Source organism: Micromonospora qiuiae, from assembly GCF_016863555.1.
Classification (GTDB): Bacteria; Actinomycetota; Actinomycetes; order Mycobacteriales; family Micromonosporaceae; genus Micromonospora; species Micromonospora qiuiae.
In genome coordinates this window covers 59,606-84,479 of record NZ_BOPC01000037.1, presented here as the reverse complement: position 1 = coordinate 84,479, position 24,874 = coordinate 59,606, and the positions used below count along the sequence as shown (strand labels likewise).

The following is a 24,874-nucleotide window of genomic DNA, read 5'->3' as shown; positions in this document are numbered from 1 at the left end:
TCCCGGTCGGCGTTGCGCAGCCATCGTGGTTCAGACACCGCCTTCGGGCAGTTCGCGAGGGTGACGATGGCTCGCCGTGGACACCTTTCGCCCACCTTCGAACGGCAACGAAAGGTCTCGGCGCATGCAGACCCGGGGCCACCGGTCCAGCCCATGTTCGGCCTCGCGTCGGCGGACGGCCCGAAGGCCGGGCGTGAGGCCGCTGTCGTCGAGGGCCCGGAATCCACAGCGAGCGTAGTACGGGGCGTTCCATGGCACGTCGGCGAACGTGGTGAGGGTCAGGGCAGGTACGCCGCGAGCCGTTGCCTGGTCGGCGAGATGGGCGAGCAGTTGACGCCCGATGCCGCGCCGTGCCCAGCGGGGATGCACCGAGACCTGTTCGACGTGGAAGTTGTCGTCGACGACGTCGGCGATGAGGTAGCCGATCGGCGCGTCGGCGGCATCGGTGGCGACCCAGGCATGGCCTGCCTCGTGGTACCGGGCGAGTACGTCCAGCGGCAGCGGGTCATCGTCGGCGATCTCCGGCATGGCGATGTCTCGGAAGCATTCTCCGGCGGCGCGTTCGATGTCCTGCAGGGCGGTCAGCTCGGCCTGGCGAACGTCGCGGATCTGCATCCGGCCATCTTGCCGTTGCTGGTGGTCAGCATCGACTTCTTTTGCTTGGCTGCGCCGGGCGCGACCCGACTGGGAGAGCGATCCGTTTGTGCAGTCAGCTCGACAGCGTCAGTTCGGATGTGGTGGGGCGCGGAAAAAGCCGGGCGGTAGCGTCGAGCATGTGAGCACCGGATCTCCCCGCGTCCTGCCCGCCGACGGCGATCTCGCCGAGGCCGCGGCCGTTCTGCGTACCGGCGGGCTGGTGGCATTTCCCACCGAGACCGTCTACGGCCTGGGCGCGAACGCGTTGGATGCGCGGGCGGCGGCCCGGATCTTCGAGGCGAAGCAGCGGCCGAGCTTCGATCCGCTGATCACCCACCTTGCCGACGCGGCCGACCTGGAAGCGCTGGTGGGTCCGGTGCCGCCGGCGGTGGCGGCGTTGGCGGACCGGTTCTGGCCGGGGCCGCTGACGTTGATCGTGGATCGGCCGGACGCGATCCCGCCGATCGTCACCTCCGGGCTGGACACGATGGCGGTCCGGGTGCCGGACAACGAGTACGCGCGGCGGCTGATCGCCGCTGCGGGCGTGCCGCTGGCCGCGCCGAGTGCCAACCGGTTCGGCCAGCTCAGCCCGACCCGGGCGGAGCATGTGGTGCGCGGGCTGGGTGCCGCCGTGGAGGTGGTGCTCGACGGCGGGCCGACCCGTTGCGGGATCGAGTCCACGATCGTGGACGCACGGGGGGAGCGTCCGGTGGTGTTGCGGCTCGGCGCGCTGCCGGTCGAGGAGGTGGAGAAAATCACCGGCCCGGTGACCGTCCGCCTGGGCAACTCGGGCCAGCCAGTCGCGCCGGGCACGCTGGCCGCGCACTATGCCCCGCGTACGCCGTTGCGGTTGCTGGCCGCCGGTGAGCCGCCGGCCGGGGGCGGGCCTCGACGCGGTTATCTGGCCTTCCGGGACCGGCCGGCACAGGGTTGGGCGGTGGTCGAGGTGCTCTCGGCGTCCGGTGACCTGACCGAGGCCGCGGCGCAGCTATTCGAGGCGTTGCACCGGCTGGACGTGGCCGGGGTGAGCGAGATCGTCGCCGAGCCGGTGCCGGATACGGGGGTGGGTCGGGCGGTCAATGATCGGCTTCGCCGTGCCGCCGCTACCTGGCAGCCTGCTGGCTGAGGTGCTGCTCGCCGTCGAGCTGCGGTAGGCGGGCGACCAGGCGGGTGAGGGCACCGTTGGCGAGGGTGGCGCCGAGCGCGGAGCCGGTGGCGATGGTCCAGCCGACCGGCCCGAGCGGGGTGCAGCCGAAGAACTGGCTCACCCCGGGGGTCTGCACCACCGCGGCCAGCACACCGACCGAGGCGGCGGTGGAGGCGAGCACGGCCGGGCTGGTGCCGCCGGCCAGCACGGTCTGGCCGAGTTGCGTGCCGACGAGGGAGACCAGGGCGACGGTGCCGGCTCGGCGACGGGTGCCGGTGTAGCGGGCCAGGGTCCAGCCGGCGGTGGCGCCGAGCGTGGTGGCGGCGGCCCGGAGCCCGATCTCCCGGGTCATGGTCGCGCCGAGCGACGTGTCCGGTCCTTCGCGGAGCAGACTGTCGGCATGGTCGCCGCCGGGTGGTCGGACGGCGATCGCCAGTGCGGGTGCCATGTCGGTGAGCAGGTTGACCAGGAGCAGTTGGCGACCGTTGAGCGCGGCCTGCCCGGTGGTGGCGGCGGTCAGGACGCTGAAGGCGATCTCGCCGAGGTTGCCGCCGACCAGGATGCTCAGCGCGTGGCGTACCGACGACCACATCGCCCGGCCCTCGACCAGGGTGGCGATGATGGTTTCCAGCCGGTCGTCGGTGACCACCAGGTCGGCCGCCGCGCGCGCCGCCGGGGTGCCCCGTTGACCGAGGGCGATGCCCACGTCGGCCAGCCGGATGGCGGGCGCGTCGTTGGCGCCGTCGCCGGTCATCGCGACGGTTCGGCCGTACTTCTGCAGGGCCTGGATGATGCGGACCTTGTGCGCGGGGGTGCACCGGGCCACCACGTCGGTGGCGGCGAGCCGGGCGGCAAGGGCGTCGTCGTCGAGCTGGTCGAGTTCCGCTGCGGTGACCACCTGCTGCGCGTCCCCGTCGCTGATGGCGGCGGCGATCGCCTCGGCCGTCGCTGGGTGGTCACCGGTGATCATGATGGTGTGTACGCCGGCCTGGCGGATCCGGCGTACGGCCGGGGCGGCGCTGGTGCGTACCACGTCGGCGAGTGCCAGGAAACCGGTGAAGACCAGGTCATCGACGTCGTCGTCGGTGATGTCGTGGTCGCCGACGACGGATTCGGCGACGGCCAGGATGCGGTGGCCCGCGCCGGCCCGCTCGGCGAGCAGCCGGTGCAGTTCGGCCCGGCCGGCGTCGTCCAGCGGCTCGTCCCGGCCCCCGCTGCGGCGGGCGGTGCAGCGGGGTACCACCTTTTCTGGTGCGCCCTTCACGCTCAGCAGCTTTTGTCCCTGCGTCTCGCCGACGGTGGCGTGATAGCCGCGGGACGGTTCGAACGGCAGGCCGCCGAGGGCTCGCCAGCCCGGTGCGCCGTCCTGCTCGGACACCTGGATGGCAATGGCGCCCCGCCGCACCGCCCGGTCGGTCTGCATGGACAGTTTCTCCGGGTCCGCTGCGCCGGGGGTGGCCCGCAGCGCTGCGGCGAGGGTCCGCCGCAGTCGCTCGTCGAGTTTCTCGACCGGCGCGTACCCGTCGGTGTCGCCCACCGTGGCCAGCATCAGGTGCCCCTCGGTGAGGGTGCCCGTCTTGTCGAAGCAGAGCACGTCGACCCGGCCCAGCGCCTCGATGGTGCGCGGGTTGCGGACCAGGGCGCCGTGCTCGGCCAACCGGCGGGCGGCGGACAGTTGGGCGGCGCTGACCAGGAACGGCAGCCCTTCTGGCACCGAGGCGACGGCCAGGTTCGCTGCGGTCGCGGCGGTCTGGGCCAGGGGTACGCCGTGCAACAGTCCGGCACCGGCCACCGCCACGGCCGACCCGGCGGCCAGCGGGATGGCGGTGCGGGTCAGTCGGCCCAGCCGTGCCTCGACGCCGCTGCCGGGCGGCGCCTGCCGGGCCAGGGCGAGACTGCGTCCGGCTTCGGTGTCCGCGCCGGTGGCGACCACCACGCCGATGCCGTGCCCGGCGGCGATCGTGGTGCCCTCGTAGAGCATCGATCGGCGTTCGGCAACGGAGGCAGCCACCACCGGCTGCTCGGTCTTGTCGACCGGAAGCGACTCGCCGGTGAGGGAGGACTCGTCGGCCTCCATCCCGACCGCCTTCAGGACCCGGCAGTCGGCGGGTACGGCGTCGCCGGAGGCGAGCACGATCACGTCGCCGGGTACCAGGTCGTCGGCGGGTACCACCCGTTCGGTGCCGGCTCGCCGGACGCGGGCCGTGACCGCCGAGCGGGACAGCAGTTCGGCCAACGACTTCTCGGTGTTGCGCTGGTGTATCGCGCCGACCAGCGCGGAGCTGCCGATCACTCCGCCGACGAGGGCGGCGTCGACCAGCGAGCCGAAGCTGGCGGAGAGCACCGCTCCGGCGGCGAGCACCGGGGTGAGGGGGTTGGCCAATTCGTCGACGAAGGCCCGCAGCAGCCCACCCGGGCCGGGCGTCTCGTCGCGGCCGGCGACCTGCCGGCGCTCGGCCTCGGCGTCGGTCAGCCCGTTTGGTCCCGTGTCGAGTTGGTCGAGGACGGTCGGTGCCGGCATCAGGTGCCAGGCGGTGATCGCGGGGGCGGGTGACTCGATGCGTCCGGAGAGCCGGCTGGCCCGCCACACGCCGTGCGCGAAGGCCAGCGCCGCAGCGCCGTTGACCGCGGTGAGCGCACGGCCCGGCAGTTGGACGGGGGCAGCGGTGAGGGCACCGATTGCGCCGAGGCCGGTGCCGGCCAGGCCGATGCGTAGGTTCTGTCGGGTCATCCGGCGGGCCACCCCCGCCGCCTCGATGATCAGTGCGACGACCTGCAGGTCGGTGCCGACCAGCAGGTGCGCTCCCCATGGCGGAAGCGCCTCCGGGGCGGCGAGACCCAGCCCGCAGTCCGCTGCGGCGAGCGCCGGCCGGTCGCCGGAGAGCAACATGACCACCGCGCCCTCGCGTTGCAGGGTGCGTATCGATTCGGCGAGCCGGTCGCCGCCGGGCACCAGCGCGTCGGCGTCGTACCGTTGGGCGTTGTCGCCGGCCACCACGAGCCGCAGACCGGCCTGCCGGGCGGCGGTCGGCAGGACGTCGATGCCCGGTGCCGGTTCCGGCTCGATCCGCAGCACCGCGGCCAGGGTGTCGCCCTGGGCGAGGCCGAGCAGGTCCCCGCCACGCTCGCGTAGCCGCCGGCTCTCGTCGGTGTCGCCGGGGTCGCCTGCGTCGAGCCGGTCCAGCGGGCCGAGCCGCCAGCCGTCCAGTTGGCGTATGTCGGCCGGGGCGGTGGGTTCGAAGAGCGCGAAGGCCTGCGCGGCGACCTGCGACGTGTCGGCGCCGGGCAGCGGGGCCAGGTCGGCCAGTACGCACCGGTCGGAGCCGAGCACCCGGTCGTCGAGTACGAGCGTGTCGATCCGGTCCAGTTCCCGCAGCACACTGCGGTCCATCGCGATGACGCCACGTCTGGCGAGGATGCGGCCGAGGTGGGCGGCGTACCCCTCGCGTCCGCTGCCGGGCGCCTTGGGCAGCGCGGAGAGGCCCAGCGCGGCGGCCCGTTTCGGGCCGATCACCGGCGTCGCCGCGGCGAAGGCCGCCGCCCCGCTGCCGAGCATTCGGATGAGGTACCGCTCGACGGGACCGTCCGGCTTGGGGCAGGGGCGTTCGCCGGTTGGTGTGCGGGCGACGGCTCGATCGGGGGCGCCGGTGAGCCGGGGTTCGGCCTTGCTCCAGGCGCGCTGCTGGGCGAGCCCTTCGCCCCATTGCACGATTCGCTGCGCCCCGTCGAGCACGATGCCGGTCCAGCCGCCGGTAAGGCCCTGCACCACCGCCTCGGCCAGCGGAAAGATGAGGTCGGCGCGCGGGTCGCGACGTAGGCCCAGCCCGGCGAGGGAGTGCAGCTTCGGGTGCAGGTCGAAGGCGGTGAGCAGGCCGGACACCTCGGCCGGGACCGGGGTGACCGGCAGGATCCGGGTGGCCGCGGAGATGGTGAGGCCGAGCGCGTCGGAGGCGAGCGCGCCGAGCGTACGCGGGGTGCGTGGTCCCTCCTCGGGAGGGTGCGGCGGTGGGATCTCGGGGTCTGGTTCGTGTGGGCAGGTGCGTTCGACGCGGGCGACGGTGGCGATCAGGTCACGCAGTTTCGGTTCCGGAGTGTCGACGGCCACGACCACCCGCCCGGATGGCGCGTTGACCCGGGCCCAGCGAACTCCCGGCATCCGTTCCAGCGCCGTCTCGACCTGGCGGGCCAACGTGTCGCCGCCGTTCTGGCAGACGCCGTGCACCTCGATGTGGTGCCGGCCGGGGCGGGACCACACCCGCCGGCTGGTGAGCCCGAGCGTGCGGGCCAGTCGGGTGGCGGCGGCGCCGAGGTTACGGGAGGCGTCGTTCACCAGCGGTACGGCGACCGGGGGCCGGAGGCGGCGAGCGATGTCGCCGAGGGCGGTCATCGACGGGTACGGGTCCGGTCGTCGGCCGGCCGCCCGCTGCTCCTGTCGTGCCGCATCTCGCCTCCCACCGTTCGTGCCCCGCGGCCTGGCTTCCCGCCGCTGCGTCCCTTATGCCCGTCCGCGAGAGGGAAGTTTCCTGCTCGCGGCAGGTGTGGCGGGCCCGGCCCGAGGGCACGGTGGAGCGCTCGAGCCCGCCTGAGGGTAAGCGGGGGTCACCCTTGACCTGAAGGCGGGTTGAGGTCCGAGGCTTGGGGGCATGACCGCCACCATCGAAGCGCCGCAGGCTGCGGCGGACTCGCTTCTCGTTTCTCGGCTGCGGGCGATGACGGTGGGCAGCGTCGCGCTGGTCTCGTTGCTGGCGTTCGAGGCGCTGGCGGTGGGCACCGCGATGCCCACCGTCGCACGCGCCCTGGACGGGCTGGCCCTGTACGGGATCGCCTTCGGTGGCCCGTTCGCCGCCGGTGTGGTGGCGATGGTGCTCTCCGGTGCCTGGTGTGACTCCCGCGGGCCGCGCGCCCCGATGTGGTCCGGTCTGGCCGGATTCGTCGCCGGGTTGCTGCTGGCCGGCGGGGCGACCACGATGGGCATGCTGGTGGTCGGCCGGATTGTGCAGGGCTTCGGCTTCGGTCTGCTGTCGGTGGCGCTCTACGTCATCGTCGCGCAGGCGTATCCGGAGCACCTGCACCGTCGCATCTTTGCCGCGTTTGCCGCCGCGTGGGTCGTGCCGTCGCTGGTCGGGCCAGTGGTGGCCGGTTTGGTCGTGGAGCATTTCAACTTGTGACTCGCTCGCGGCGGCGACCGTGCTGGCGCTGACCGGTGCGGTGCTCGCCGCCGGGGCGGTGCCTGGACCCGGCAGCTATGCCGGCACCCTGGTGGTGGCGGCCGGGCTGGCGCTGGTCGGTGCGCTGCTCGCCGGTCGGGTGGTGACGAAGCCGTCCTGACCTGTCGGATCGCCTGCCAACTCGGTGGCCCACACGTATGGGCGAACGGCCGCAAGATGACGCCCGCTCTCATTCATGTTCGATCTACCGTCGGCTCATGCTCACCTTCATCGCCACCAGCATCCTGTACGTCTGCGGGTTCGTCTTCCTCTACGGGGTGATCCGGCTCGCTGTCCGGCATGCGTTGGAGGACATCGAGGTCCGGCGGGTCCAGGCCCAGCGGGCGGAGGAGATGGCCATGGCTCGCGACCGGGCAATGCTCCGGGATCACGGCTTCCTCACCAACGGCTGATCCCCGCGGCGTCCCGGCCTCCCCGTCACGTCCGGTCACCCGCTGGTCATGGTCGAAGGCGGGTACGCGTGACCACGCGCGGCAACGGATGCGACGATCACACCCGTGATGGGAACGTTGAAGACCGAGCCCGCTCGCACCCGAACCGACCTGCTGGCCCCGCCGGTCACCGCGGCGCTCGCCCAGTGGCCCGCCGATGCCGGGGTGGACATCGACTCGGTGCTGGTGGCGCCGATCGACGCCGACCTCGCCGACACCGCCGCCTTCTGTGAGGCGTACGGCGTGGGGCTGGACGAGTCGGCGAACTGCGTGGTGGTCGCCGGCAAGCGCGAAGGAACGATCCGGTACGCGGCCTGCCTGGTGCTCGCCAACACCCGGGCGGACGTCAACGGGGTGGCCCGGCGGGCGCTGGATGTACGCAAGGCGAGCTTCGCGCCGATGGCAGACGCGGTCGAGCTGACCGGGATGGAGTACGGCGGCATCACCCCGATCGGCCTGCCACCGGAGTGGCCGATCCTGGTCGACGCGCGGGTGGTGGCCACGCCGTACGTCATCGTGGGATCGGGCGTACGGCACAGCAAGATCGCGTTGCCCGGGGCGGCGCTGGCCGAACTGCCCGGTGCCCGGGTGGTGGAGGACCTGGCCCGGCCGGCCTGACTTTCGATCAGTTGGCGGAGGATTCCCGCTTGTCGACCTCGGTGAGAGCGGCGAGCAGGGCGTCCGGTTCCTGGGCGCCGGTCACCACGTACTTTCCGGCGAGGACGAAGGTGGGCACGCTCGTCACACCGAGTTGTCGGGCGGCGGCCAGTTCGGCGGTCAACTCCGCCGTTCCCTCGGCCGAGTCGAGGAACCGGCGAGCCGCGGTGCCGCCCAGGCCGATGGCGGCGGCGACCCCCGCGAGGGCGTCCCGCGAGCCGATGTCGACACCGTCGGTGAAGTGGGCGCGGTGCAGGGCTTCGACCGCCTCGTCGCCGTGGCCGCGCTCGGTCGCCCAGTTGATCAACCGGTGTGCGTCGAAGGTGTTGGCCGCGATCGCGCGCTCGAAGTTGAGGTCCAAACCTACGCTGGCACCGGCCTTGGTGACCTGGGCGGTCATCTGCCGGACCCGCTCCGACCCGCCGAACTTGGCGGCCAGCGAGTCGAGCAGCGGCACCGGCCCGGCCACCGGCGACGGGTCGAGCTGGAAGGGCCGATGCCGCACGGTGACCTTGCCGTCGTACGAGGCCAGGGCCTTGTCCAGGCGACGCCGGCCGATCCAGCACCACGGGCAGACCACGTCGGCGTAGATGTCGATCTCCATGACCGTACCAACCTACTGACCGCCCGATATGTTCCCCCCTGAGCTGGCGGGCACTGTCCGCTCAGCGCTGGTGGCGGGTCAGCTGACCTGTTCGCGGAGCTGTCGCTTGAGTCGGGCGAGGATGGCCGTGCCGCCGCGTACCCGCAGTGGGCTGATTGCCTGCGCCAGGCCCATCCGCTGGTACAGGTCGTCGGGTACGGCGAGCACCTGCTCGGGGGTGGCACCGGCCAGCCCTTCGGCGAGAATGCCGGCGAATGCCCGGGTGGTGGGCGCCTCCGGTGGGCAGTCGAACATTGTGCGTACCGTGCCCTCGGTCGTCACCTCGGCACGCAGGAAGAACGCGGTCTGGCACTCCGGCACCTGCTCCATGCCTTCGTGACCCGCGTATTCCGGGGGTAGCGGCGGGACTGAGTCGGAGTACTCCAGCAGCATCTCCAGCACCACGTCGCGGGGCGCGGCGGCGAACTCATCGACGATCTCGGCCAGCTTGCTCGGCATCTCGGGCATTCCGCCAGGCTACCGATGCCGCCGCTCACACCGTGGGGGACTGTTCGCTGATCTCGCTGAGGGCCGAGGTGGGGTCGAGCTGCATCGCCAGGTCGCCGAGCGACACGATGCCGACCAGCTTGCGTTCGTTGTCGCAGACGAGGATCCGTCGGATGCCACGCTCGCGCATCAGCGACGCCGCCTCCCCGGCCGTGCAGAACTGCTCGATCATCACGACCTCCCGGGTGGTGATCGAGCCGATGGTGGTGCTTGCCGCGTCGGCGTTCTCGGCGACCGCGCGGACCACGATGTCGCGGTCGGTGAGAACACCGGCCAGGTTGGCGCCGTCGGTGACCACGACGTCGCCGATGTCGGCCTCCTTCATCACCCGGGCGGCCTCGTCCAGGGTGGTCTCCGCGGGCAGGTAGATCACCTGCCGGGTCATCACGTCAGCGACCCGGTAGTCGGTCATGAGAGCCCTCCAGACACAGTCAACCGATCAGGATGCGGTACCCCGTCACATGACGGCTACACCATTCTTGAAAGGAAGGGCCCCCTATTAACGCCTCGTGTAGAGAAAGGGCCCCTTTTTAACAAGCCGCTGGCCCGCCGCGGCTGCTGAGCATCCGGATCCGAGGGTGCCCTCGGAGATGGATCTACGCGAGGATGAAGGGATGATGCGGGCGCCAGGCGGGTTGTTGCTGGACTTCGGTGGGGTGCTGGCGGATGCGCCGGCCGGTGGGGCGGCCTCGCCGCAGATGGTGCAGCGAGTCGGCGAGGTGATCGGTGGGGTTCTGTCGGCCGAGCGGATCGCGGCCGACCTGATCGAGGGGGCGCGGGCGTACTCGCTGTGGCGAGACGAGATCAGCGCCTCGGCCGAGCCGATCGAGCTGCCGCACAACCGGGTGTGGGCCGATTTCGTCACCCACGGCTGGCCGCAGCAGGCGCGGGCCGCCGTCGAGCACGAGGCCACATCCCTGGCGTACGCCTGGACCTGGCGCACCGAGTGGCAGGTGCGGCCGGGTATCCCCGAGGCGCTGCGGGCCGTTGCCGAGGCGGGAGTGCCGATGGCGGTGGTCAGCAACGCGCTCTGCGGTGCCGCCCACCGGGACTTCCTCGCGGGCGCCGGACTGTCGGGGCTCTTCGTCGCCGAGTTCTACAGCGACGAGACGGGGCTGCGTAAGCCCAACCCGAGGTTTGCGGAGTTGGCCGCCGAGGCGATCGGCGTACCGATCGGGGAGTGCTGGTTCGTCGGCGACAGTCTGCACCGCGACATTGCCTGCGCCCGGCGGGCCGGCACCGGCACGGCCATCCTCATGCGCTCGCCGCGCACCGACCGCGAGCCGGACCACCCCGACGTGTCCCCGGACGCCCGGATCGAGGACGGCCACGGGCTGCTCGACCTGCTGCGGCAGAGCCGGGTGGCGAGCTGACAGCCCCAGTTGCGCGGCGCGGCCTGGCGGCGCGGTGAGCTGACGGTTCAGCTTCGCTTGGCGTACGCGATGATGCTGCGCCAGACGGGCCGGGTGAAGGCGAGGGTCGGGCCGGCGGTGTCCTTGCTGTCGCGTACGCCGATGACGCCGGGCAGGTTGTCGGCCACCTCGGCACACTCGCTGCTGCCGCTGCGGGTGGATTTACGCCAGGTCGCGCCGGTCAGGGTTAGCGGACCGTCGAGTCCAACATGGATGCTCAGCTCGGCCGAGATGATGTGGATCAGCACGCCGCCGCGCTGCACGCAGTCGAGCAGGTGAGCGATCTGCTGCGTCATGATGCCCCGGAAGCTCTCGTCGGCGCACCAACTTGCCGAAATCATCCTGAGTCATGCCGGCGGCCTAGCCGCAGCCGGCGTAGCTGTGTTCGGATCAGTTCGGCGGTCGGCTCTGAACCACGGTGCCACCGCGCGAGAGGCTGACGCCGCCGCGGTGTGCCTCCACGACTTGTCGGCTGGCTTCCCGGCCCAGGACGGCGTCTCCGCGGCCAGATCGACATCATCCGACGGTAATCGCTTGGCCACCACGCGGTCACCCGGTGGCTTGCGAACAGGACCACCGGGTGACAGCGTGGGCTGCGCCGCTACGCGTGCGGCAGTCGGTTTCGGCGTCGGGCGAGGAACAGCATGATGCCGCCACCCGCCAGCATGGCGAGACCAGCGCCAGTGATCAGCCCGGCCGGCGGCCCGGTGACCGGCAAGCCACCCCCGCCCCCGCCGCCATCGTCACCGTCACTGGGGAGTGCGGCGATCACGACGGCGAAACCGTCCTGGTTGTCGCTGGCGTCCACGTCGGCTGCCGGTACGGCGACGGCGTTCGCCGGCAGCCGGGTCCGCTTCGCAGCGGAGCGGGGTTCCGCCCGCTCGGTCAGTCCCTCGACCTGGACAACGCCGCCTTTCAAGGTGACAGGTGCCCTGGTGTCGGCCGGCACCTTTATCAGACTGCTCAATTGGACAGCGGAATAAAGGTCCTCGTTGTGGTTTTCCTCGTCGGCTGGTACGAGCGCGAGCGTGTCGTAGGTGCAGATCGCCGTCCGTCCGCCGCTGTCGATCTCACATGCCTCCTCCGGTTGGATGAACGCCACGCCCTCCGGCAGGCGCAGCGTGACCTTGATGCCGCTGACCGCCTTCCGGCCGTGGTTGGCGACCATGTAGTACACCGCGCCCGCTTTACCCGGGGTCAACGGTCCGGCAGGTTCGATCCTGCCCGGATTGATGGGTACCGACCGAGTCACGTCCGGCGCCACCACCGACAGATCGGCTTCGGGATAGTCGACCACGTTGAGTGTGAACCATTTGCTGGATTCGACAGGCTTGCCCTCACCCCAGGACATGCTGGCTGAGACGCGGAACTTCCCTTCGAAAGGCTCCTGCATTCTCGGGCTGACGGTAATGGTGATAGGAATCTCCACAGTCCCGCCGGGAGCCGGGATGTGGTGTGGGTCATCGACCGAATTGATGTCGCATCCCCAGGACGCCCAGTCGCCGTCGCACTCGCCGACGCCACCGCGATCCGCCCACTCGACGGTGGCCTTGAATCCTCCATCCGGGAAGTCCCATTCCGGCCCGAAGGAACCGACATGGAAGCGGATCTGACTCGAGGCCTCGTCGGTCAGATTGGTGAACCTCAGGTAGACCGTCTTTTTTAACGTTCCCAACGAAACCGTCGTGCTGGTCAGATCGAACGTGAATTTCCCATCGGGATCCACAGCCGAGGCGGGGCTGGCCGGGATGGTCATTCCGGTAAGGAGGAGCAGCGTGGCGGCTGTTTTCGACAGCCATCGACGACGACCAGAGGTCATAGCAGAACCCTTCGGGTGAGCGGACAGTGTGGCTGGAGACGCTATTCGCGTCGGAGCCACAGCGCTATCCCTCGATCATTCGGAGCGCGCCACCCGGAAACCCACATCGTCGACAGTGAACGTCGGATGGCTGCGCCGACGTACCGACGCGCGGCAACTCCAGTGCTCGTCGAACCAGCCGCCGCCGCGCAGCACCCGGTAGGTGCCGTAGACCTCCGCGTCGTAGACGTCCCAGCACCAGTTCCACACATTGCCCAACATGTCGTACAGGCCCCAGGCGTTGGGTTGCCTGCCACCCACGTCGTGCGGGCGCTCGCTGGAGTTGTCGCGGTACCAGGCGATCTCGTCCAGTGGTCCGTAACGGGGGCCGGTCGTGCCGGCGCGGCAGGCGTACTCCCATTCGGCCTCGGTCGGCAGCCGGTACCCGTCGGCCGTGCGGTCCCACTGGACATCGGCGTCGTCGAGCCGGTACGCGGGCTGTCGTCCTTCCCGCTCGGAGAAGGCGTTGCAGAAACGGATCGCGTCCCACCAGGAGACGCTCTCGACCGGCAGCTTCTCCCCGGTGAACGCGCTCGGCCGCTCGCCGGTGACGTGCGCGTACTCCGCCTGGGTGACGGGAAGCGCCGCGATCTCGTACGGCGCCAGCTCGACCGGCCACCGGCGCTGCGTACGCCGATCTGACAGTACGACCTGACCGGCGGCCACGGAGACCATCGTGATTGCCGTGCGGCTGCCCATCCGGGCGATCCTACCCAGCGGATGACCTCTGCCACGTTCCCCTCTGCGGGGCAGCCCAGCGATCGTGCTGGTGCCACACTTTCCGGTGTTAAAAGGGGGCCCTTCCTCTACCGCAGGCGTTAATAAGGTGCCCCTCCTTACTCCGAAGGAGTAGCGGTGCGCTGGGGTAATTTCGTCGCGGTCGGTGACAGCTTCACCGAGGGACTGGACGATCCGTATCCGGACGGTAGCTTCCGGGGCTGGGCGGATCTGGTCGCCACCCGGCTGGCCGTCGAGGCGGGCCCGGAATTCCGGTACGCCAACCTGGCCATCCGAGGGCGTACGTTCCCGAACGTGGTGGCCGAGCAGGTGCCGGCCGCCCTGGCGATGAAACCTGACCTGATCAGCTTCGCGGCGGGCGGCAACGACGTGCTGCGTCGTAGCTTCGACCCGGACAGGCTGGTCAGCCGCTTCGACGAGGTGGTCGCCGAGTTGCGCGGTGGCGGTGCCGACGTGGTGCTGTTCCGGTTCGCCGACGTGATGGCGCGGCTGCCCGGGCAGCGGCTGATCGCGCCACGGGTCGCCCTGCTCAACCGGGCGGTGGGCGAGACCGCCGAACGACACGGTGCGATCCTGGTCGACCTGTACGCCGACGACACGTACCTCAATCCGATGCTGTGGAGCACCGATCGGCTGCACCTCTCGCCGGCCGGACACCGCCGGGTTGCCGGCCAGGTGCTCACCGCCCTCGGCGTCGGCTGCGACGAGGAGTGGCTGCTGGTCCCGCCGACCCCGGCACCCACCCCATGGCTTGCCGCACGCACTGCCGACCTGCGTTGGGCCGGCCGACACCTGGCCCCCTGGATCAAACGCCGCCTGACCGGTCGCTCCTCCGGTGACACGATCACCGCCAAACGCCCCACCCTCACCCCGTTCCCCCCACTTCCGAAAAGTTGATCAAGAAGTTCTGGTCGGGATCCGGCCTCCGGCAGACCAGAACTTCTTGATCAACTGGCAGGGTCACCGGCGACGGCTCTCCGCCGCGCTACGCGTGCGGCAGCCGGTTTCGGCGTCTGGCGAGGAGCAGGAGGATGCCGCCACCCGCCAGCAGGACGAGACCGGCTCCGGCGACCAGGCCGGACTGCGGTCCGGTGACCGGCAGACCACCCCCGCCGCCGCCGTCGTCACCGCCAGTGCGGGGTGCGGCGACCACGATGGCGAACCCGTCCTGGTTGTCGCTGGCATCCACATCGGCTGCCGGTACGGCGACGGCGTTCGCCGGCAGCTTGGTGCGCACCAGCTTGGACGCCGTGCCGACTTCCTCGGTCAAGCCCTCGACCTGCACAACTCCGCCCTGCAACGTGATGGGCGCCTTGGTGGTGGCCGGCACCGTCACCAGGTTGTGCAGTTCGACGCCGGAGTGGATGCCATCCTTCGGGTTGGTGTCCTGGTCGACCGGTACGAGCGCGAGCGTGTCGTAGGCGCAGACCGCCGACCCTCCGGCATTGTCGATGGCGCATTCCTTTGGTGGCTGGGTGAAGTTGACGCCCTCGGGCAGGCGTAGCGTGACCTTGACCCCGCTGACCGCCTTCCGGCCCTGGTTGACGATCCGGTACCGCACCGCGCCGGTCTCACCCGGGTTCAACGGACCGGTTGCTTCGAGCCTGCCGTCCGCGCCGATGCGCACCGATTGCTTCACGTCGGGCGCCACCACCGACAGGTCGGCTTCGGATTCGTCGACCACGTTGAGCGTGAACTGCTTCCTTTCCTCGAGCCACTTCCCGGGCTTGTCCCCCTTCCAGGCCATGTCCACCTGGACTGTGAACCTGCCCTCGTACGGTTCGTGCTTCTCGCGCACGTAAATATCAAGGGGAATTTTCACTGTCCCGCCCGGCGCCGGCATGAGTTCCGGAAACCAGTTCGAAGCGATGTGACAGTAGAAGTGATCGGGCTCACCGTCGCACTCACCGATGCCACCTTCCTCCGGCCACTCGACTGTGGCCTTCTCCCAGGCCAACTCGGTGGGCCGGACGTGGAACTGCAGCGCCTCCGGGGTCTCGTCGGTCAGATTGGTGATTGCAAGGTAGATCCTCTTCTTCTTGACCCCCAACGAAACCGTCGTACCGGTCACATCAAAAGTGAACTTCGGATCCGTTTCCACCGCGGAGGCGGGACTGGCAGGGGCAGCCATCCCGGCAAGGAGGAGCAGCGCGGCGGCGACTGTTCGGGACAGCCATCGACGACCAACAGCCACAGCAGAACCTTTCAGGTGAACGGACAGTGTGGTGCAAGACACTATTCGCAATGAGCTCACTGTGGTGTCCCGCTCATCCGGAGGGCGCCACCCGGAAGCCCTCGACTGGGTACCTTGGCATCATGTCTGTGCCGAGTGATCCCGATCCCCGACTCCAGTCCTACGCCGATCCGCAGCGGCTGGTCACCACCGACTGGTTGGCGGAACACCTGAACGACGAGGGCCTGGTCGTCGTCGAGTCCGATGAGGATGTGCTGCTCTACGACACCGGTCACATTCCCGGCGCCGTCAAAATCGACTGGCACCTGGAGCTGAACGACCAGGTGACCCGTGACTATCTGGACGCCGAGCGGTTCGCCGAGTTGTGTGCCGCCAAGGGCATCGGCCGCAACGACACCGTCGTCTTCTACGGCGACAACTTCAACTGGTGGGCCGCGTACGCCCTCTGGGTCTTCACCCTTTTCGGTCACCCCGACGTGCGGCTGCTCGACGGCGGCCGGCAGAAGTGGATTGCCGAAGGGCGGGAGCTCACTCGGGACAAGCCGAACCGGCCGCGGGCGGAGTACCCGGTGCCGCAGCGTGACGACGCGCCGGTGCGGGCGTTCCGCGAGGAGGTGGCGGAGCACGTCGACGCCGGCCGGCCGCTGGTGGACGTGCGCTCGCCGGGTGAGTACACCGGCGAGATGCTGCACATGCCGGACTACCCGCAGGAGGGCGCGCTGCGCGGTGGGCACATCCCGGGCGCGGTGAGCAAGCCGTGGAAGTCCGCGGCCAACGACGACGGCACGTTCAAGTCCGCCGAGGAGCTGCGTGCCATCTACGCCGACCAGCTCGGGCTGAGCCCGGACGAAGACGTGATCGCGTACTGCCGGATCGGCGAACGCTCCAGCCACACCTGGTTCGTGCTGCGCCACCTGCTCGGCTACCCGAAGGTGCGCAACTACGACGGCTCCTGGACCGAGTGGGGCAACCTGGTCCGGGCCCCCGTCGTCAAGGGCCCCGACCCGAGGTGACTTACGAAGTCGGCGGGCTCGAACAGCCCGCCGACTTCATCATCAATCCGTGCCGGGCGCGGCGCGGAGGTAGCGCTGGACGGTGGGGGAGAGCCAGGTGATCAGGTCGGCGGTGGGAATGTCGACCATGGGGGGTAGGCGCAGGACGTAGCGGGTCAGGGCCACGCCGAGCAGTTGGCTGGCGACCAGGGCGGCCCGGCGGGGGGCTTCCGCCGGGTCGGCGACCAGGCGGGCCACGGCGGTGCTGAGCTGGTTGGCGAAGATTTCGCGTACGCGTTCGGCCGCGCTCGGATTGGTGCTCGCCGTACGCAGCAGCGCCGGCAGCGTGCTGTCCTCCTCCCAGCGGGTGAAGAAGTAGCTGACCAGTGCCGCGCCGAGTCGGTCGGGCGGCACGTCGCTCAGGTCCGGCAGTCGCAGGTCGAATTCCGCCGCCGTGGCGAACAACTCCTCCTTGCTTCCGTAGTAGCGGATCACCATGGACGGGTCGATCCGAGCGTCTGCGGCGATGGCGCGAATCGTCGCCCGGTCGTAGCCGTCCGCCGCGAACCTTTCGCGAGCTGCCCGCAGGATGGCCGCGCGGGTCGCGTCCGAGCGACGCGGGCGCTGGACCCCGGCCGCCGACTCCGCGTCTGATCCTCCCGCTTCCGGGAGTACGCCTTCCGTCATGCGACCGACGATATGCCAACGATTGTTGACTTCTGCCTCCGGGGGCGCCTAGCGTTGCCAACAAGCGTTGGCAAACAATTGTTGGCAACTGCTCCACGGGAGGTCGTCATGCTGCCCGAGCGAACGGACGTGCTGATCATCGGAGCCGGTCCGACCGGGCTGACCGTCGCACTCACCCTGGCCCGTCGTGGTGTCGAGGTCACCCTGGTCGACCAGCGCGAAGAGCCGGCGGTCACCTCGCGGGCAGCGGTCGTGCACGCGTACACCCTGGAGGTGCTGGACCGGCTCGGCGCGGGCGCGCCGCTGGTGGCCCGAGGGCTGCGGTCGGCGCGGTTCAGCGTCCGCGACCGGGACCGGCTGTTGCTCACCGTGCCGTTCGACCGGCTGCCCAGCCGCCACCCGTACGCGCTGATGGTCTCCCAGTCGGTGACCGAGGCGGTGCTGACCGAGCGGCTGGCCGAGGTGGGCGTGCGGGTGCTGCGCCCGTACCGACTCACCGGCCTGCACCACGACGGCGGCGGCGTGGTGGCCCGCCTGGACGATGCGACCGTGCGCGCCCGGTGGGTGATCGGTGCCGACGGCATCCACAGCGCGGTGCGCGAGTTGGCCGGCATCCCCTTCACCGGCCCGGCCGGTTCGATGGAGTCCTTCGTGCTGGCCGACGTACGCGTCGACAGCGCCCTGCCCCGCGACGGCGCGTCGATCTTCCTGGCCCGCAGTGGCCCGTTGGTCTGGGCGCCGCTGCCCGACGGCCGGGTACGACTGGTCGCCACCGTCGCCGAGGCGCCGCCCGAGCCGGACGCCGATCACCTGCAACGACTGCTTGACGAGCGCGGTCCGGTGCATAGGCCCGACCGGATACGCGAGGTGCTCTGGTCGTCGCGCTTCCGGCTGCACCGGCGGATCGCCGAGACCTTCCGTGTCGGGCCGGTGCTGCTGGCCGGTGACTCCGGTCACGTGCACAGTCCAGCTGGCGGGCAGGGGATGAACCTGGGCATCTGTGACGCGGTAGACCTCGGCGAGACCCTCGCCGACGTGCTGGCCGGCGGTCCCGACCAGTTGCTGGACGAGTACGCCGCGCGCCGGCACCCGCTCGCCCACGAGGTGGCCGGCTTCGCCGACCGGCTCACCCGGCTGGCCACCGCACCGCCTATTCTGCGTCCGGCCCGGGACGTGCTGCTGCGCCTGGTCGGGGTGCTGCCACCGGCACGCCGCCGGGTCGCCCTGCGCCTGTCCGGCCTGGCGCAGCGGACCACCGATGCCGCCGCCCGCGGTGGTCCTGCGCCCGGCGGTGTCGTTGGGTAGGCGCAGTGGTGTTCCCGGTAGGCGGACTGGCTGGTAACCGAGACTGCCGGCCGCCAGCACGGTGGGTCTACGCTTGCCCGGTGACGGTGGAGGAGCAGGCCCGGGTTACGAGCGGCGGGTCCACGGGGGCGGGGCGGCGCCGGTCCCGCAAGGACGAGATTCTGGAGATCGCGGTGGGGCTCTTTGCCTCCCGTGGCTACCACGGCGTGTCGATGGACGACATCGGTGCGGCGGCCGGCGTGACCGGCCCGGCGCTTTACCACCATTTCGCCGGCAAGGAGGCGATGCTGGTCGCGGCGCTGGTGCCGGTGAGTGAGGGGCTGCTCGACGGCGGGCGGCAGCGGTGCGCCGCCCACCCGGACGACCCGCGTACCGCCCTGGAGTCCTTGATCGACTTCCATGTCGACTTCGCGCTGGCCAACCCGGCCGTCATCGCACTGCACCTGCACGAGCTGGACCGGTTGCCCGAGGAGCCCCGACGGCGGATCCGCCGCCTTCAGCGGCTCTACGTCGAGGAATGGGTCGTCGTACTGACCGCGCTGCATTCCGGGCTGCCTGCCGCCGAGGCGCGGGTGCTGGCGCACGCCGCGTTCGGTCTGATGAACTCCACCCCGTTCCTCGGTGGTGAGGTCGACCGCAGGCGCCGCGCGGAGCTGCTGCGCGCCGCGACCCTCGCCGCGCTGCTCGCCCCCACCGAGCCGGCCTGACCCGGCCCGCCCTGCCCGCCCCCACCGAGCCGGCCTGGCCCGGCCCGCGCTGCCCGCCCCCACCGAGCCGGCCTGGCCCGGCCCGCGCTGCCCGCCCTGCCTTCCGCCGTTAGCGCGCGGTGCTGCCCGCCCTGCTCTGCCTCGTCGTGTTAAAAGGGGGCCCTTCCTCTACCGCAGGCGTTAAGAGGGGGCCCTTCCTTACACCGAGGGTGGCATGGTTTCCTGGCCCGCGTCCCACAAAATGGAACGCTCGGAGGAGCCATGATCGAATCGCTGCTGGTCGCCAACCGGGGCGAGATCGCCCGCCGGATCATCCGTACCGCCAAGCGGCTCGGGGTGCGCGCGATCGCGGTGCACTCGGAGGCTGACGCCGACCTGCCGTTCGTGACCGAGGCCGACGAGGCCGTCTGCGTGGGCCCGGCCAACCCGGCGCAGAGCTACCGCAACTCCGAGGCGATCCTCGCCGCCGCGAGGTCGACCGGCGCGCAGGCGATCCACCCCGGCTACGGCTTCCTGTCGGAGAACGCCGACTTCGCCCGTACCGTCGAGGCCAGCGGCCTGATCTGGGTCGGACCGGGAGCGGACGCGATCAGCGCGATGGGTGACAAGATCAATGCGCGGAACCTGATGGCGGTGGCCGGGGTGCCGGTGGCGCCCGGCACCACCGAGCCGGCGACGGACCTGGCGGCGGCGATCGCCGCAGCCGCCGAGATCGGCTACCCGGTGATGGTGAAGGCCGCTGCGGGTGGTGGCGGCATGGGCATGGCTGTGGCTGCCGACGAGGCAGCGTTGCGCACCGAGTACGACAAGGTGTGCTCGTTCGCCGAGCGGATGTTCGGCGACGGATCGGTGCTGATCGAGCGGTACTTCCCCCGGGTGCGCCACGTCGAGGTGCAGATCCTCGGGCTGGCCGACGGCCGGGTGGTGGCGCTCGGTGAACGGGAGTGTTCGGTGCAGCGCCGCAACCAGAAGCTGGTCGAGGAGTCGCCCTCCCCGGCGGTCTCGCCGGAGCTGCGCGCGCGTCTGCTCGCGGCGGCGGTACGCGCGGGCGAGGCGGTGCACTACCGCAACGCCGGCACGGTGGAGTGCCTGTTGGTCCCGCGCCAGCGGGACTTCAAGGGTGACGGCTCCGGCGTCGACGAATTTTTCTTCCTGGAGATGAACACCCGGCTCCAGGTGGAGCATCCGGTCACCGAGCTGGTCTACGGCCTGGACCTGGTCGAAGAGCAGCTGCGGGTGGCCGCCGGCCTGGCGCCGGCCTTCGACCCGGAGGCGTTGACTCCGCGCGGCCACGCCATCGAGCTGCGAATCAACGCCGAGGACCCGAAGCGGTTTCTGCCCGGCCCGGGCGTGATCAAGACCTGGGTGGAGCCCACCGGCGAGGGGGTGCGCGTCGATTCCGGCTACGTCGCGGGCAACACCGTCACCCCGTTCTACGACAGCCTGATGGCCAAGCTGATCGTCAGTGCCCCCACCCGCGCCGAGGCGATCGAGCGCGCGAAGGCGGCCGTGGACCGGTTCGAGCTGACCGGCCCGAAGAACAACCTGCCCTTCTTCGTCGAGCTGCTCGGCAATCCCGAGTTCGTTTCCGGCGACTACGACACCACGATCATCCCCCGCATGCGCTGACCCCCACCCCACCAGTCGCGTTGATCAAGAGGTTTGCGTCGGGATCCGCGCTCGAACTGACGGAAACCTCTTGATCAACCAGGCTGGGTTGTTGGAGTGACATGCTGGGGAGAGCAGCAACAGCGCCGTGTCACAGTGAGGTGATCCCTGATGGCGAAATTGCCGGACTTCGTCTCCATCCGGGAGGTCGGGCCCCGGGACGGGCTCCAGAACGAGGAGCCGATTCCGACCGACGCCAAGGTGCGGCTGCTCGACGCGCTCTCCCGCACCGGCGTAGGGCGGATCGAGGCGGTGTCGTTCGTGCACCCGAAGGCGATCCCGCAGATGGCCGACGCCGACGAGGTGTGGCGGCGGGCGACGAAGGTCGCGGGGATCCGCTACTCGGCGCTGGTGCCGAACACCCGTGGTGCCCAGCGGGCGCTCGCCGCCGGGTTCACCGAGATCGAGGTGGTCGTCTCCGCCAGTGACACGCACAACCGGCGTAACGTCAACCGCTCCACCGACGAGTCGCTCGACGACATCGCCGAGCTGATCGACCTGCTGCACGGTGCCGGCGCGCAGGCCGAGGTGATCATCGCGACCAGCTTCGGTTGCCCGTACGAGGGAGACATCGATCCGGCGCGGGTCGCGGCCATCGTGGACCGCGTGGTCCGGGACGGTGCCGACCGTGTCGCGTTCGGCGACACCACCGGCATGGGTACGCCCCGACGGGTCCGTGACCTGCTGACAGCGGTACGCGATCGCAACGCGCACATTCCCGTGCTGCTGCATTTCCACAACACCCGGGGCACTGCGCTGGCGAATCTGCTGACCGCGTTGGAGTTCGGGGTGACCGAGTTCGACGCCAGCGTCGGCGGCCTCGGCGGCTGCCCGTACGCGCCCGGAGCCAGCGGCAACCTGGCCACCGAGGAGGCCGTGCACATGCTGCACGACATGGGCATCGACACCGGCATCGACCTGGACGCCCTGATCGAGGTCGCCAAGTTGGCCGAGACCCTCACCGCCCGCCCCCTCCCCTCCGGAGTCCTCCGCGCCGGCCCCCGCACCCGCCTCACCCCCCTCCCCTGACCCCCGCCCTCTCCCCCCGCGCTCTCCCCAGGCGCGCCCCCAACTCCGCGCCGATCATGCAGTTTGTGTCGGCTATTCGCGGCTTTTGTGGCGATATGCGGCGACGAGAAGTGCAAGATCGCGGGGGTGGGGCGGGCGTGGGGCGTGGTGAGGCGGGGGTGGGGTGGGGTAACCTAACGATCGTTCAGGTCGGTCGGGATGGGGGCCGGGGTGACGGGTGACGGTGTGGCGCTGGAGCAACTGCGCAAGCGGGTTCGGGCCGGCGGTGCGGAGAAGTACCACGCGGCGAACTCGGCCAAGGGGAAGCTGTTCGCGCGGGAGCGGGTCGCGTTGCTGGTCGACGAAGGGTCGTTCGTCGAGGACGGGCTCTACGCCAACGCGCTTGCCGAAGGGCTGCCCGCCGACGGCGTGGTGACCGGCACGGCCACCATCGACGGTCGCCAGGTCTGTCTGATGGCCAACGACTCGACCGTGAAGGCCGGCAGTTGGGGTGCGCGTACCGCCGAGAAGATCATCCGGATCATCGAGCGGGCGTACGACAACGGTGTGCCGATGGTCTACCTGGTCGACTCGGCCGGGGCCCGGATCACCGACCAGGTCGAGTTGTTCCCCGGGCGACGCGGCGCCGGGAAGATCTTCTGGAACCAGGTCCGCGCCTCCGGCTCGATCCCGCAGGTCTGCGCGCTGTTCGGGCCGAGCGCGGCCGGTGGGGCGTACATCCCGGCGTTCTGCGATGTGGTGGCCATGGTCGACGGCAACGCCAGCATGTATCTCGGCTCCGACCGGATGGTCGAGATGGTCACCGGCGAGAAGACCACCCTGGAGGCGATGGGCGGGGCGAAGGTGCACTGCGCCGAGTCCGGCGTCGGGCACTTCCTCTGCAAGTCCGAGGCCGAGGCGCTCGACGTGGTGAAGCGCTACCTGTCGTACCTGCCGGCGAACTGGACGCAGGCGCCGCCGACGGCGCCCGCCAAGCATGCGCCGGAGAAGGCCGACCTGGCCGCGCTGGTGCCGGCGAGCGAGCGGCAGGCGTTCGACATGCGGCGGTACGTCAGGGGCCTGCTCGACGAGGGTTCCTTCTTCGAGATCCAGGCGCTCTGGGCCAAGGAGTTGACCGTCGGGTTCGGCCGGCTGAACGGCGAGGTCGTCGGCGTGGTCGGCAACAACTCGATGTTCAAAGGTGGGGTGCTCTTCGTCGACTCGGCCGACAAGGCGACCCGGTTCGTGCAGCTCTGCGACGCGTTCAACGTGCCGCTGCTGTTCCTGTCTGACGTGCCCGGGTTCATGGTCGGCAGCGCGGTGGAGAAGCAGGGCATCATCCGGCACGGCGCCAAGATGATCACCGCGATCTCCGAGGCGACCGTACCCAAGATCTGTGTGGTGGTCCGCAAGGCGTACGGAGCCGGCCTCTACGCCATGGCCGGTCCGGGCTTCGAGCCGGACGCCACGATCGCCCTGCCCACCGCGAAGATCGCGGTGATGGGCGCGGAGGCCGCGGTCAACGCGGTGTACGCGAACAAGATCGCCGCGATCGAGGACGAGGCCGAACGGGCCGCCTTCGTCGCCGCCAAGCGCGCGGAGTACGAGCGGGACATCGACATCGTCCGGCTGGCCAGCGAACTGGTGATCGACGCGATCGTCGAGCCACACGAGCTGCGCGCCGAGTTGGTCCGCCGGTTCGCCGCCGCCGGTGGCAAGGAACGGCACTTCTCCCGCCGCCGGCACGGGGTCACCCCTGTCTGAGCCGGCCGGCCCGGCACCACCCGTCCCGGCGTCACGAGCGCCCGGCGGCTCCGTCCACACAGGAGGAACCCGATGGACTTCCGGCTCAGCGAGGAACAGAAGGCGCTGCGCGACAGCGTGCGGGACTTCGCCCGCGAGGTGGTCGCGCCGGTCATCGCCGAGCACTACGAGCAGCGCACCTTCCCGTACGAGATCATCCGGCAGATGGGCAAGATGGGGCTGTTCGGCCTGCCCTTCGGCGAGGAGTACGGCGGCATGGGGGGCGACTACTTCGCTCTCTGCCTGGCCCTGGAGGAACTGGCCCGGGTCGACTCCAGCGTGGCGATCACCCTGGAGGCGGCGGTCTCGCTCGGCGCGATGCCGATCTACCGCTTCGGCACCGACGAACAGAAGGCCCGATGGCTGCCGAAGCTGCTCAGCGGTGAGGCGCTGGCCGGGTTCGGGCTGACCGAGCCGGGCTTCGGCTCGGACGCTGGCGGCACCGAGACCCGGGCCGTGCTGGACGAGTCGACCAACGAATGGGTGATCAACGGCGCCAAGGCGTTCATCACGAACTCGGGCACCGACATCACCGCGCTGGTCACCGTCACCGCCGTCACCGGCATCCGCCCCGACGGCTCGAAGGAACTGTCCACCATCATCGTGCCGAGCGGTACGCCCGGCTTCATCGTCGCGCCGGGATACTCCAAGGTCGGCTGGACCGCCTCGGACACCCACGAGCTGATCTTCGACGACTGCCGGGTGCCGGCGGAGAACCTGCTCGGCGAGCGCGGCCGGGGCTTCGCCCAGTTCCTGCGCATCCTCGACGAGGGCCGGATCGCCATCGCCGCGCTGGCCGTCGGCCTCGCGCAGGGCTGCGTCGACGAGTCGATCAAGTACGCGAAGGAGCGCCACGCCTTCGGCCAGCCGATCGGGAACTACCAGGCGATCCAGTTCAAGGTCGCGGACATGGAGATGAAGGCGCACACCGCCCGGCTGGCGTACTACGACGCGGCGGCCCGGATGCTGGCCGGCGAGCCGTTCAAGCGCCAGGCGGCGATCGCCAAACTGCACGCCAGCACCATCGCGGTGGACAACGCCCGGGAGGCGACCCAGATCCACGGCGGGTACGGCTTCATGAACGAGTACCCGGTGGCCCGGTTCTGGCGGGACTCGAAGATCCTGGAGATCGGCGAGGGCACCTCCGAGGTGCAACGCATGATCATCGCTCGCGACCTGGGCATGTAGGCACCGGGCAGCAGGGCCCGGCCGGCCGGGCCGGTGTCGGGTTTCGGCATCGCCCGGTCGGGTGG

At 70.5% G+C, this 24,874-nt stretch carries 24 protein-coding genes; 14 read left to right on the top strand and 10 right to left on the bottom strand.

Annotation, left to right across the window (positions count from 1 at the left end):
- Positions 1 to 30 precede the first annotated feature (30 nt).
- Complete coding sequence (locus tag Vqi01_RS14710) at positions 31 to 615, bottom strand: GNAT family N-acetyltransferase (protein ID WP_204035345.1); 585 nt, start codon at positions 613 to 615, stop codon at positions 31 to 33.
- Positions 616 to 799: 184 nt separating this feature from the next.
- Here Vqi01_RS14710 and Vqi01_RS14705 point away from each other — a divergent pair, with 184 nt between their 5' ends.
- Positions 800 to 1,762: an L-threonylcarbamoyladenylate synthase gene (locus tag Vqi01_RS14705; RefSeq protein WP_204035369.1), complete on the top strand. Its 963-nt coding sequence runs from the start codon at positions 800 to 802 to the stop codon at positions 1,760 to 1,762.
- Here the strand turns inward: Vqi01_RS14705 and Vqi01_RS14700 are convergent.
- Positions 1,740 to 6,170 carry a cation-translocating P-type ATPase gene (locus Vqi01_RS14700; RefSeq protein WP_204035344.1) on the bottom strand — a complete coding sequence of 1,477 codons (4,431 nt, stop codon included), beginning with the start codon at positions 6,168 to 6,170 and terminating at the stop codon, positions 1,740 to 1,742. The genes Vqi01_RS14705 and Vqi01_RS14700 overlap by 23 nt on opposite strands.
- 256 nt (positions 6,171 to 6,426) lie before the next feature.
- Between Vqi01_RS14700 and Vqi01_RS14695 the strand changes: the two genes are divergently transcribed.
- From Vqi01_RS14695 to Vqi01_RS14680, 4 genes are all read left to right on the top strand, one after another.
- Positions 6,427 to 6,951: an MFS transporter gene (locus Vqi01_RS14695; RefSeq protein ID WP_239098398.1), complete on the top strand. Its 525-nt coding sequence runs from the start codon at positions 6,427 to 6,429 to the stop codon at positions 6,949 to 6,951.
- Between the two features lie 19 nt (positions 6,952 to 6,970).
- On the top strand, positions 6,971 to 7,111 hold the full coding sequence (locus Vqi01_RS14690) for a hypothetical protein (RefSeq protein ID WP_204035343.1): 141 nt from the start codon (positions 6,971 to 6,973) through the stop codon (positions 7,109 to 7,111).
- 97 nt (positions 7,112 to 7,208) lie between these two features.
- Positions 7,209 to 7,403 (top strand): hypothetical protein, encoded by a 195-nt coding sequence (locus Vqi01_RS14685; RefSeq protein ID WP_204035342.1) that lies wholly within the window; start codon positions 7,209 to 7,211, stop codon positions 7,401 to 7,403.
- A gap of 108 nt (positions 7,404 to 7,511) precedes the next feature.
- Complete coding sequence (locus tag Vqi01_RS14680) at positions 7,512 to 8,060, top strand: YbaK/EbsC family protein (RefSeq protein ID WP_204035368.1); 549 nt, start codon at positions 7,512 to 7,514, stop codon at positions 8,058 to 8,060.
- Between the two features lie 7 nt (positions 8,061 to 8,067).
- Here the strand turns inward: Vqi01_RS14680 and Vqi01_RS14675 are convergent, their stop codons facing one another.
- The 3 genes from Vqi01_RS14675 to Vqi01_RS14665 all read right to left on the bottom strand — a co-directional run bounded on the left by Vqi01_RS14675 (position 8,068) and on the right by Vqi01_RS14665 (position 9,661).
- Positions 8,068 to 8,703, bottom strand: coding sequence for a DsbA family oxidoreductase (locus Vqi01_RS14675; protein ID WP_204035341.1), 636 nt, complete (start codon positions 8,701 to 8,703; stop codon positions 8,068 to 8,070).
- 78 nt (positions 8,704 to 8,781) lie between these two features.
- Entirely contained in the window at positions 8,782 to 9,210 is a 429-nt protein-coding gene (locus Vqi01_RS14670) for a SufE family protein (RefSeq protein WP_204035340.1), read from the bottom strand.
- Positions 9,211 to 9,235: 25 nt separating this feature from the next.
- On the bottom strand, positions 9,236 to 9,661 hold the full coding sequence (locus tag Vqi01_RS14665) for a CBS domain-containing protein (RefSeq protein WP_204035339.1): 426 nt from the start codon (positions 9,659 to 9,661) through the stop codon (positions 9,236 to 9,238).
- Positions 9,662 to 9,863: 202 nt separating this feature from the next.
- Here Vqi01_RS14665 and Vqi01_RS14660 point away from each other — a divergent pair, with 202 nt between their 5' ends.
- Entirely contained in the window at positions 9,864 to 10,622 is a 759-nt protein-coding gene (locus tag Vqi01_RS14660) for an HAD family hydrolase (protein WP_204035338.1), read from the top strand.
- A gap of 47 nt (positions 10,623 to 10,669) precedes the next feature.
- Here Vqi01_RS14660 and Vqi01_RS31600 read toward each other — a convergent pair whose 3' ends face one another.
- The 3 genes from Vqi01_RS31600 to Vqi01_RS14645 all read right to left on the bottom strand — a co-directional run bounded on the left by Vqi01_RS31600 (position 10,670) and on the right by Vqi01_RS14645 (position 13,218).
- Entirely contained in the window at positions 10,670 to 10,957 is a 288-nt protein-coding gene (locus Vqi01_RS31600) for a DUF397 domain-containing protein (protein ID WP_204035367.1), read from the bottom strand.
- 305 nt (positions 10,958 to 11,262) lie between these two features.
- Positions 11,263 to 12,480 (bottom strand): COG1361 family protein, encoded by a 1,218-nt coding sequence (locus Vqi01_RS14650; RefSeq protein ID WP_204035337.1) that lies wholly within the window; start codon positions 12,478 to 12,480, stop codon positions 11,263 to 11,265.
- Between the two features lie 75 nt (positions 12,481 to 12,555).
- Positions 12,556 to 13,218 (bottom strand): formylglycine-generating enzyme family protein, encoded by a 663-nt coding sequence (locus Vqi01_RS14645; protein ID WP_239098397.1) that lies wholly within the window; start codon positions 13,216 to 13,218, stop codon positions 12,556 to 12,558.
- 156 nt (positions 13,219 to 13,374) lie between these two features.
- Here Vqi01_RS14645 and Vqi01_RS14640 point away from each other — a divergent pair, with 156 nt between their 5' ends.
- Positions 13,375 to 14,154: an SGNH/GDSL hydrolase family protein gene (locus Vqi01_RS14640; protein WP_204035336.1), complete on the top strand. Its 780-nt coding sequence runs from the start codon at positions 13,375 to 13,377 to the stop codon at positions 14,152 to 14,154.
- An 88-nt stretch (positions 14,155 to 14,242) separates the two neighbouring features.
- On the opposite strand, the gene Vqi01_RS14635 is transcribed toward Vqi01_RS14640, so the two are convergent.
- A complete protein-coding gene (locus Vqi01_RS14635; RefSeq protein WP_204035335.1) occupies positions 14,243 to 15,328 on the bottom strand; it encodes a COG1361 family protein in 1,086 nt (361 codons plus the stop codon).
- Positions 15,329 to 15,573: 245 nt separating this feature from the next.
- On the opposite strand from Vqi01_RS14635, the gene Vqi01_RS14630 reads away from it, so the two are divergent.
- Positions 15,574 to 16,464 carry a sulfurtransferase gene (locus Vqi01_RS14630; RefSeq protein ID WP_204035334.1) on the top strand — a complete coding sequence of 297 codons (891 nt, stop codon included), beginning with the start codon at positions 15,574 to 15,576 and terminating at the stop codon, positions 16,462 to 16,464.
- 42 nt (positions 16,465 to 16,506) lie between these two features.
- Here the strand turns inward: Vqi01_RS14630 and Vqi01_RS14625 are convergent, their stop codons facing one another.
- Positions 16,507 to 17,130, bottom strand: a complete 624-nt coding sequence (locus tag Vqi01_RS14625) for a TetR/AcrR family transcriptional regulator (protein WP_204035333.1) — start codon at positions 17,128 to 17,130, stop codon at positions 16,507 to 16,509.
- Positions 17,131 to 17,238: 108 nt separating this feature from the next.
- On the opposite strand from Vqi01_RS14625, the gene Vqi01_RS14620 reads away from it, so the two are divergent.
- The 6 genes from Vqi01_RS14620 to Vqi01_RS14595 all read left to right on the top strand — a co-directional run bounded on the left by Vqi01_RS14620 (position 17,239) and on the right by Vqi01_RS14595 (position 24,809).
- Entirely contained in the window at positions 17,239 to 18,435 is a 1,197-nt protein-coding gene (locus tag Vqi01_RS14620) for an FAD-dependent oxidoreductase (RefSeq protein ID WP_204035332.1), read from the top strand.
- An 80-nt stretch (positions 18,436 to 18,515) separates the two neighbouring features.
- Positions 18,516 to 19,142 (top strand): TetR/AcrR family transcriptional regulator, encoded by a 627-nt coding sequence (locus Vqi01_RS14615; RefSeq protein ID WP_204035331.1) that lies wholly within the window; start codon positions 18,516 to 18,518, stop codon positions 19,140 to 19,142.
- A gap of 261 nt (positions 19,143 to 19,403) precedes the next feature.
- Positions 19,404 to 20,771 carry an acetyl-CoA carboxylase biotin carboxylase subunit gene (locus tag Vqi01_RS14610; RefSeq protein WP_204035330.1) on the top strand — a complete coding sequence of 456 codons (1,368 nt, stop codon included), beginning with the start codon at positions 19,404 to 19,406 and terminating at the stop codon, positions 20,769 to 20,771.
- A gap of 150 nt (positions 20,772 to 20,921) precedes the next feature.
- The gene (locus Vqi01_RS14605; protein ID WP_204035329.1) at positions 20,922 to 21,839 is read left to right on the top strand and encodes a hydroxymethylglutaryl-CoA lyase; all 918 of its coding nucleotides are present in this window, start codon (positions 20,922 to 20,924) and stop codon (positions 21,837 to 21,839) included.
- 210 nt (positions 21,840 to 22,049) lie between these two features.
- Positions 22,050 to 23,582, top strand: a complete 1,533-nt coding sequence (locus tag Vqi01_RS14600) for an acyl-CoA carboxylase subunit beta (RefSeq protein ID WP_204035328.1) — start codon at positions 22,050 to 22,052, stop codon at positions 23,580 to 23,582.
- Positions 23,583 to 23,654: 72 nt separating this feature from the next.
- Positions 23,655 to 24,809 (top strand): acyl-CoA dehydrogenase family protein, encoded by a 1,155-nt coding sequence (locus tag Vqi01_RS14595; RefSeq protein ID WP_204035327.1) that lies wholly within the window; start codon positions 23,655 to 23,657, stop codon positions 24,807 to 24,809.
- Positions 24,810 to 24,874: the final 65 nt, after the last annotated feature.

Excerpts from the sequence above, each read along its gene's own strand:
- Vqi01_RS14710 (WP_204035345.1), bottom strand. The coding sequence starts at position 615 with ATGCAGATCCGCGACGTTCGCCAGGCCGAGCTGACCGCCCTGCAGGAC.
- Vqi01_RS14700 (WP_204035344.1), bottom strand. The coding sequence starts at position 6,170 with ATGACCGCCCTCGGCGACATCGCTCGCCGCCTCCGGCCCCCGGTCGCC.
- Vqi01_RS14695 (WP_239098398.1), top strand. The coding sequence starts at position 6,427 with ATGACCGCCACCATCGAAGCGCCGCAGGCTGCGGCGGACTCGCTTCTC.
- Vqi01_RS14685 (WP_204035342.1), top strand. The coding sequence starts at position 7,209 with ATGCTCACCTTCATCGCCACCAGCATCCTGTACGTCTGCGGGTTCGTC.
- Vqi01_RS14680 (WP_204035368.1), top strand. The coding sequence starts at position 7,512 with ATGGGAACGTTGAAGACCGAGCCCGCTCGCACCCGAACCGACCTGCTG.
- Vqi01_RS14675 (WP_204035341.1), bottom strand. The coding sequence starts at position 8,703 with ATGGAGATCGACATCTACGCCGACGTGGTCTGCCCGTGGTGCTGGATC.
- Vqi01_RS14670 (WP_204035340.1), bottom strand. The coding sequence starts at position 9,210 with ATGCCCGAGATGCCGAGCAAGCTGGCCGAGATCGTCGATGAGTTCGCC.
- Vqi01_RS14665 (WP_204035339.1), bottom strand. The coding sequence starts at position 9,661 with ATGACCGACTACCGGGTCGCTGACGTGATGACCCGGCAGGTGATCTAC.
- Vqi01_RS14660 (WP_204035338.1), top strand. The coding sequence starts at position 9,864 with ATGATGCGGGCGCCAGGCGGGTTGTTGCTGGACTTCGGTGGGGTGCTG.
- Vqi01_RS31600 (WP_204035367.1), bottom strand. The coding sequence starts at position 10,957 with ATGACGCAGCAGATCGCTCACCTGCTCGACTGCGTGCAGCGCGGCGGC.
- Vqi01_RS14650 (WP_204035337.1), bottom strand. The coding sequence starts at position 12,480 with ATGACCTCTGGTCGTCGTCGATGGCTGTCGAAAACAGCCGCCACGCTG.
- Vqi01_RS14645 (WP_239098397.1), bottom strand. The coding sequence starts at position 13,218 with ATGGGCAGCCGCACGGCAATCACGATGGTCTCCGTGGCCGCCGGTCAG.
- Vqi01_RS14630 (WP_204035334.1), top strand. The coding sequence starts at position 15,574 with ATGTCTGTGCCGAGTGATCCCGATCCCCGACTCCAGTCCTACGCCGAT.
- Vqi01_RS14625 (WP_204035333.1), bottom strand. The coding sequence starts at position 17,130 with ATGACGGAAGGCGTACTCCCGGAAGCGGGAGGATCAGACGCGGAGTCG.
- Vqi01_RS14620 (WP_204035332.1), top strand. The coding sequence starts at position 17,239 with ATGCTGCCCGAGCGAACGGACGTGCTGATCATCGGAGCCGGTCCGACC.
- Vqi01_RS14610 (WP_204035330.1), top strand. The coding sequence starts at position 19,404 with ATGATCGAATCGCTGCTGGTCGCCAACCGGGGCGAGATCGCCCGCCGG.
- Vqi01_RS14605 (WP_204035329.1), top strand. The coding sequence starts at position 20,922 with ATGGCGAAATTGCCGGACTTCGTCTCCATCCGGGAGGTCGGGCCCCGG.
- Vqi01_RS14595 (WP_204035327.1), top strand. The coding sequence starts at position 23,655 with ATGGACTTCCGGCTCAGCGAGGAACAGAAGGCGCTGCGCGACAGCGTG.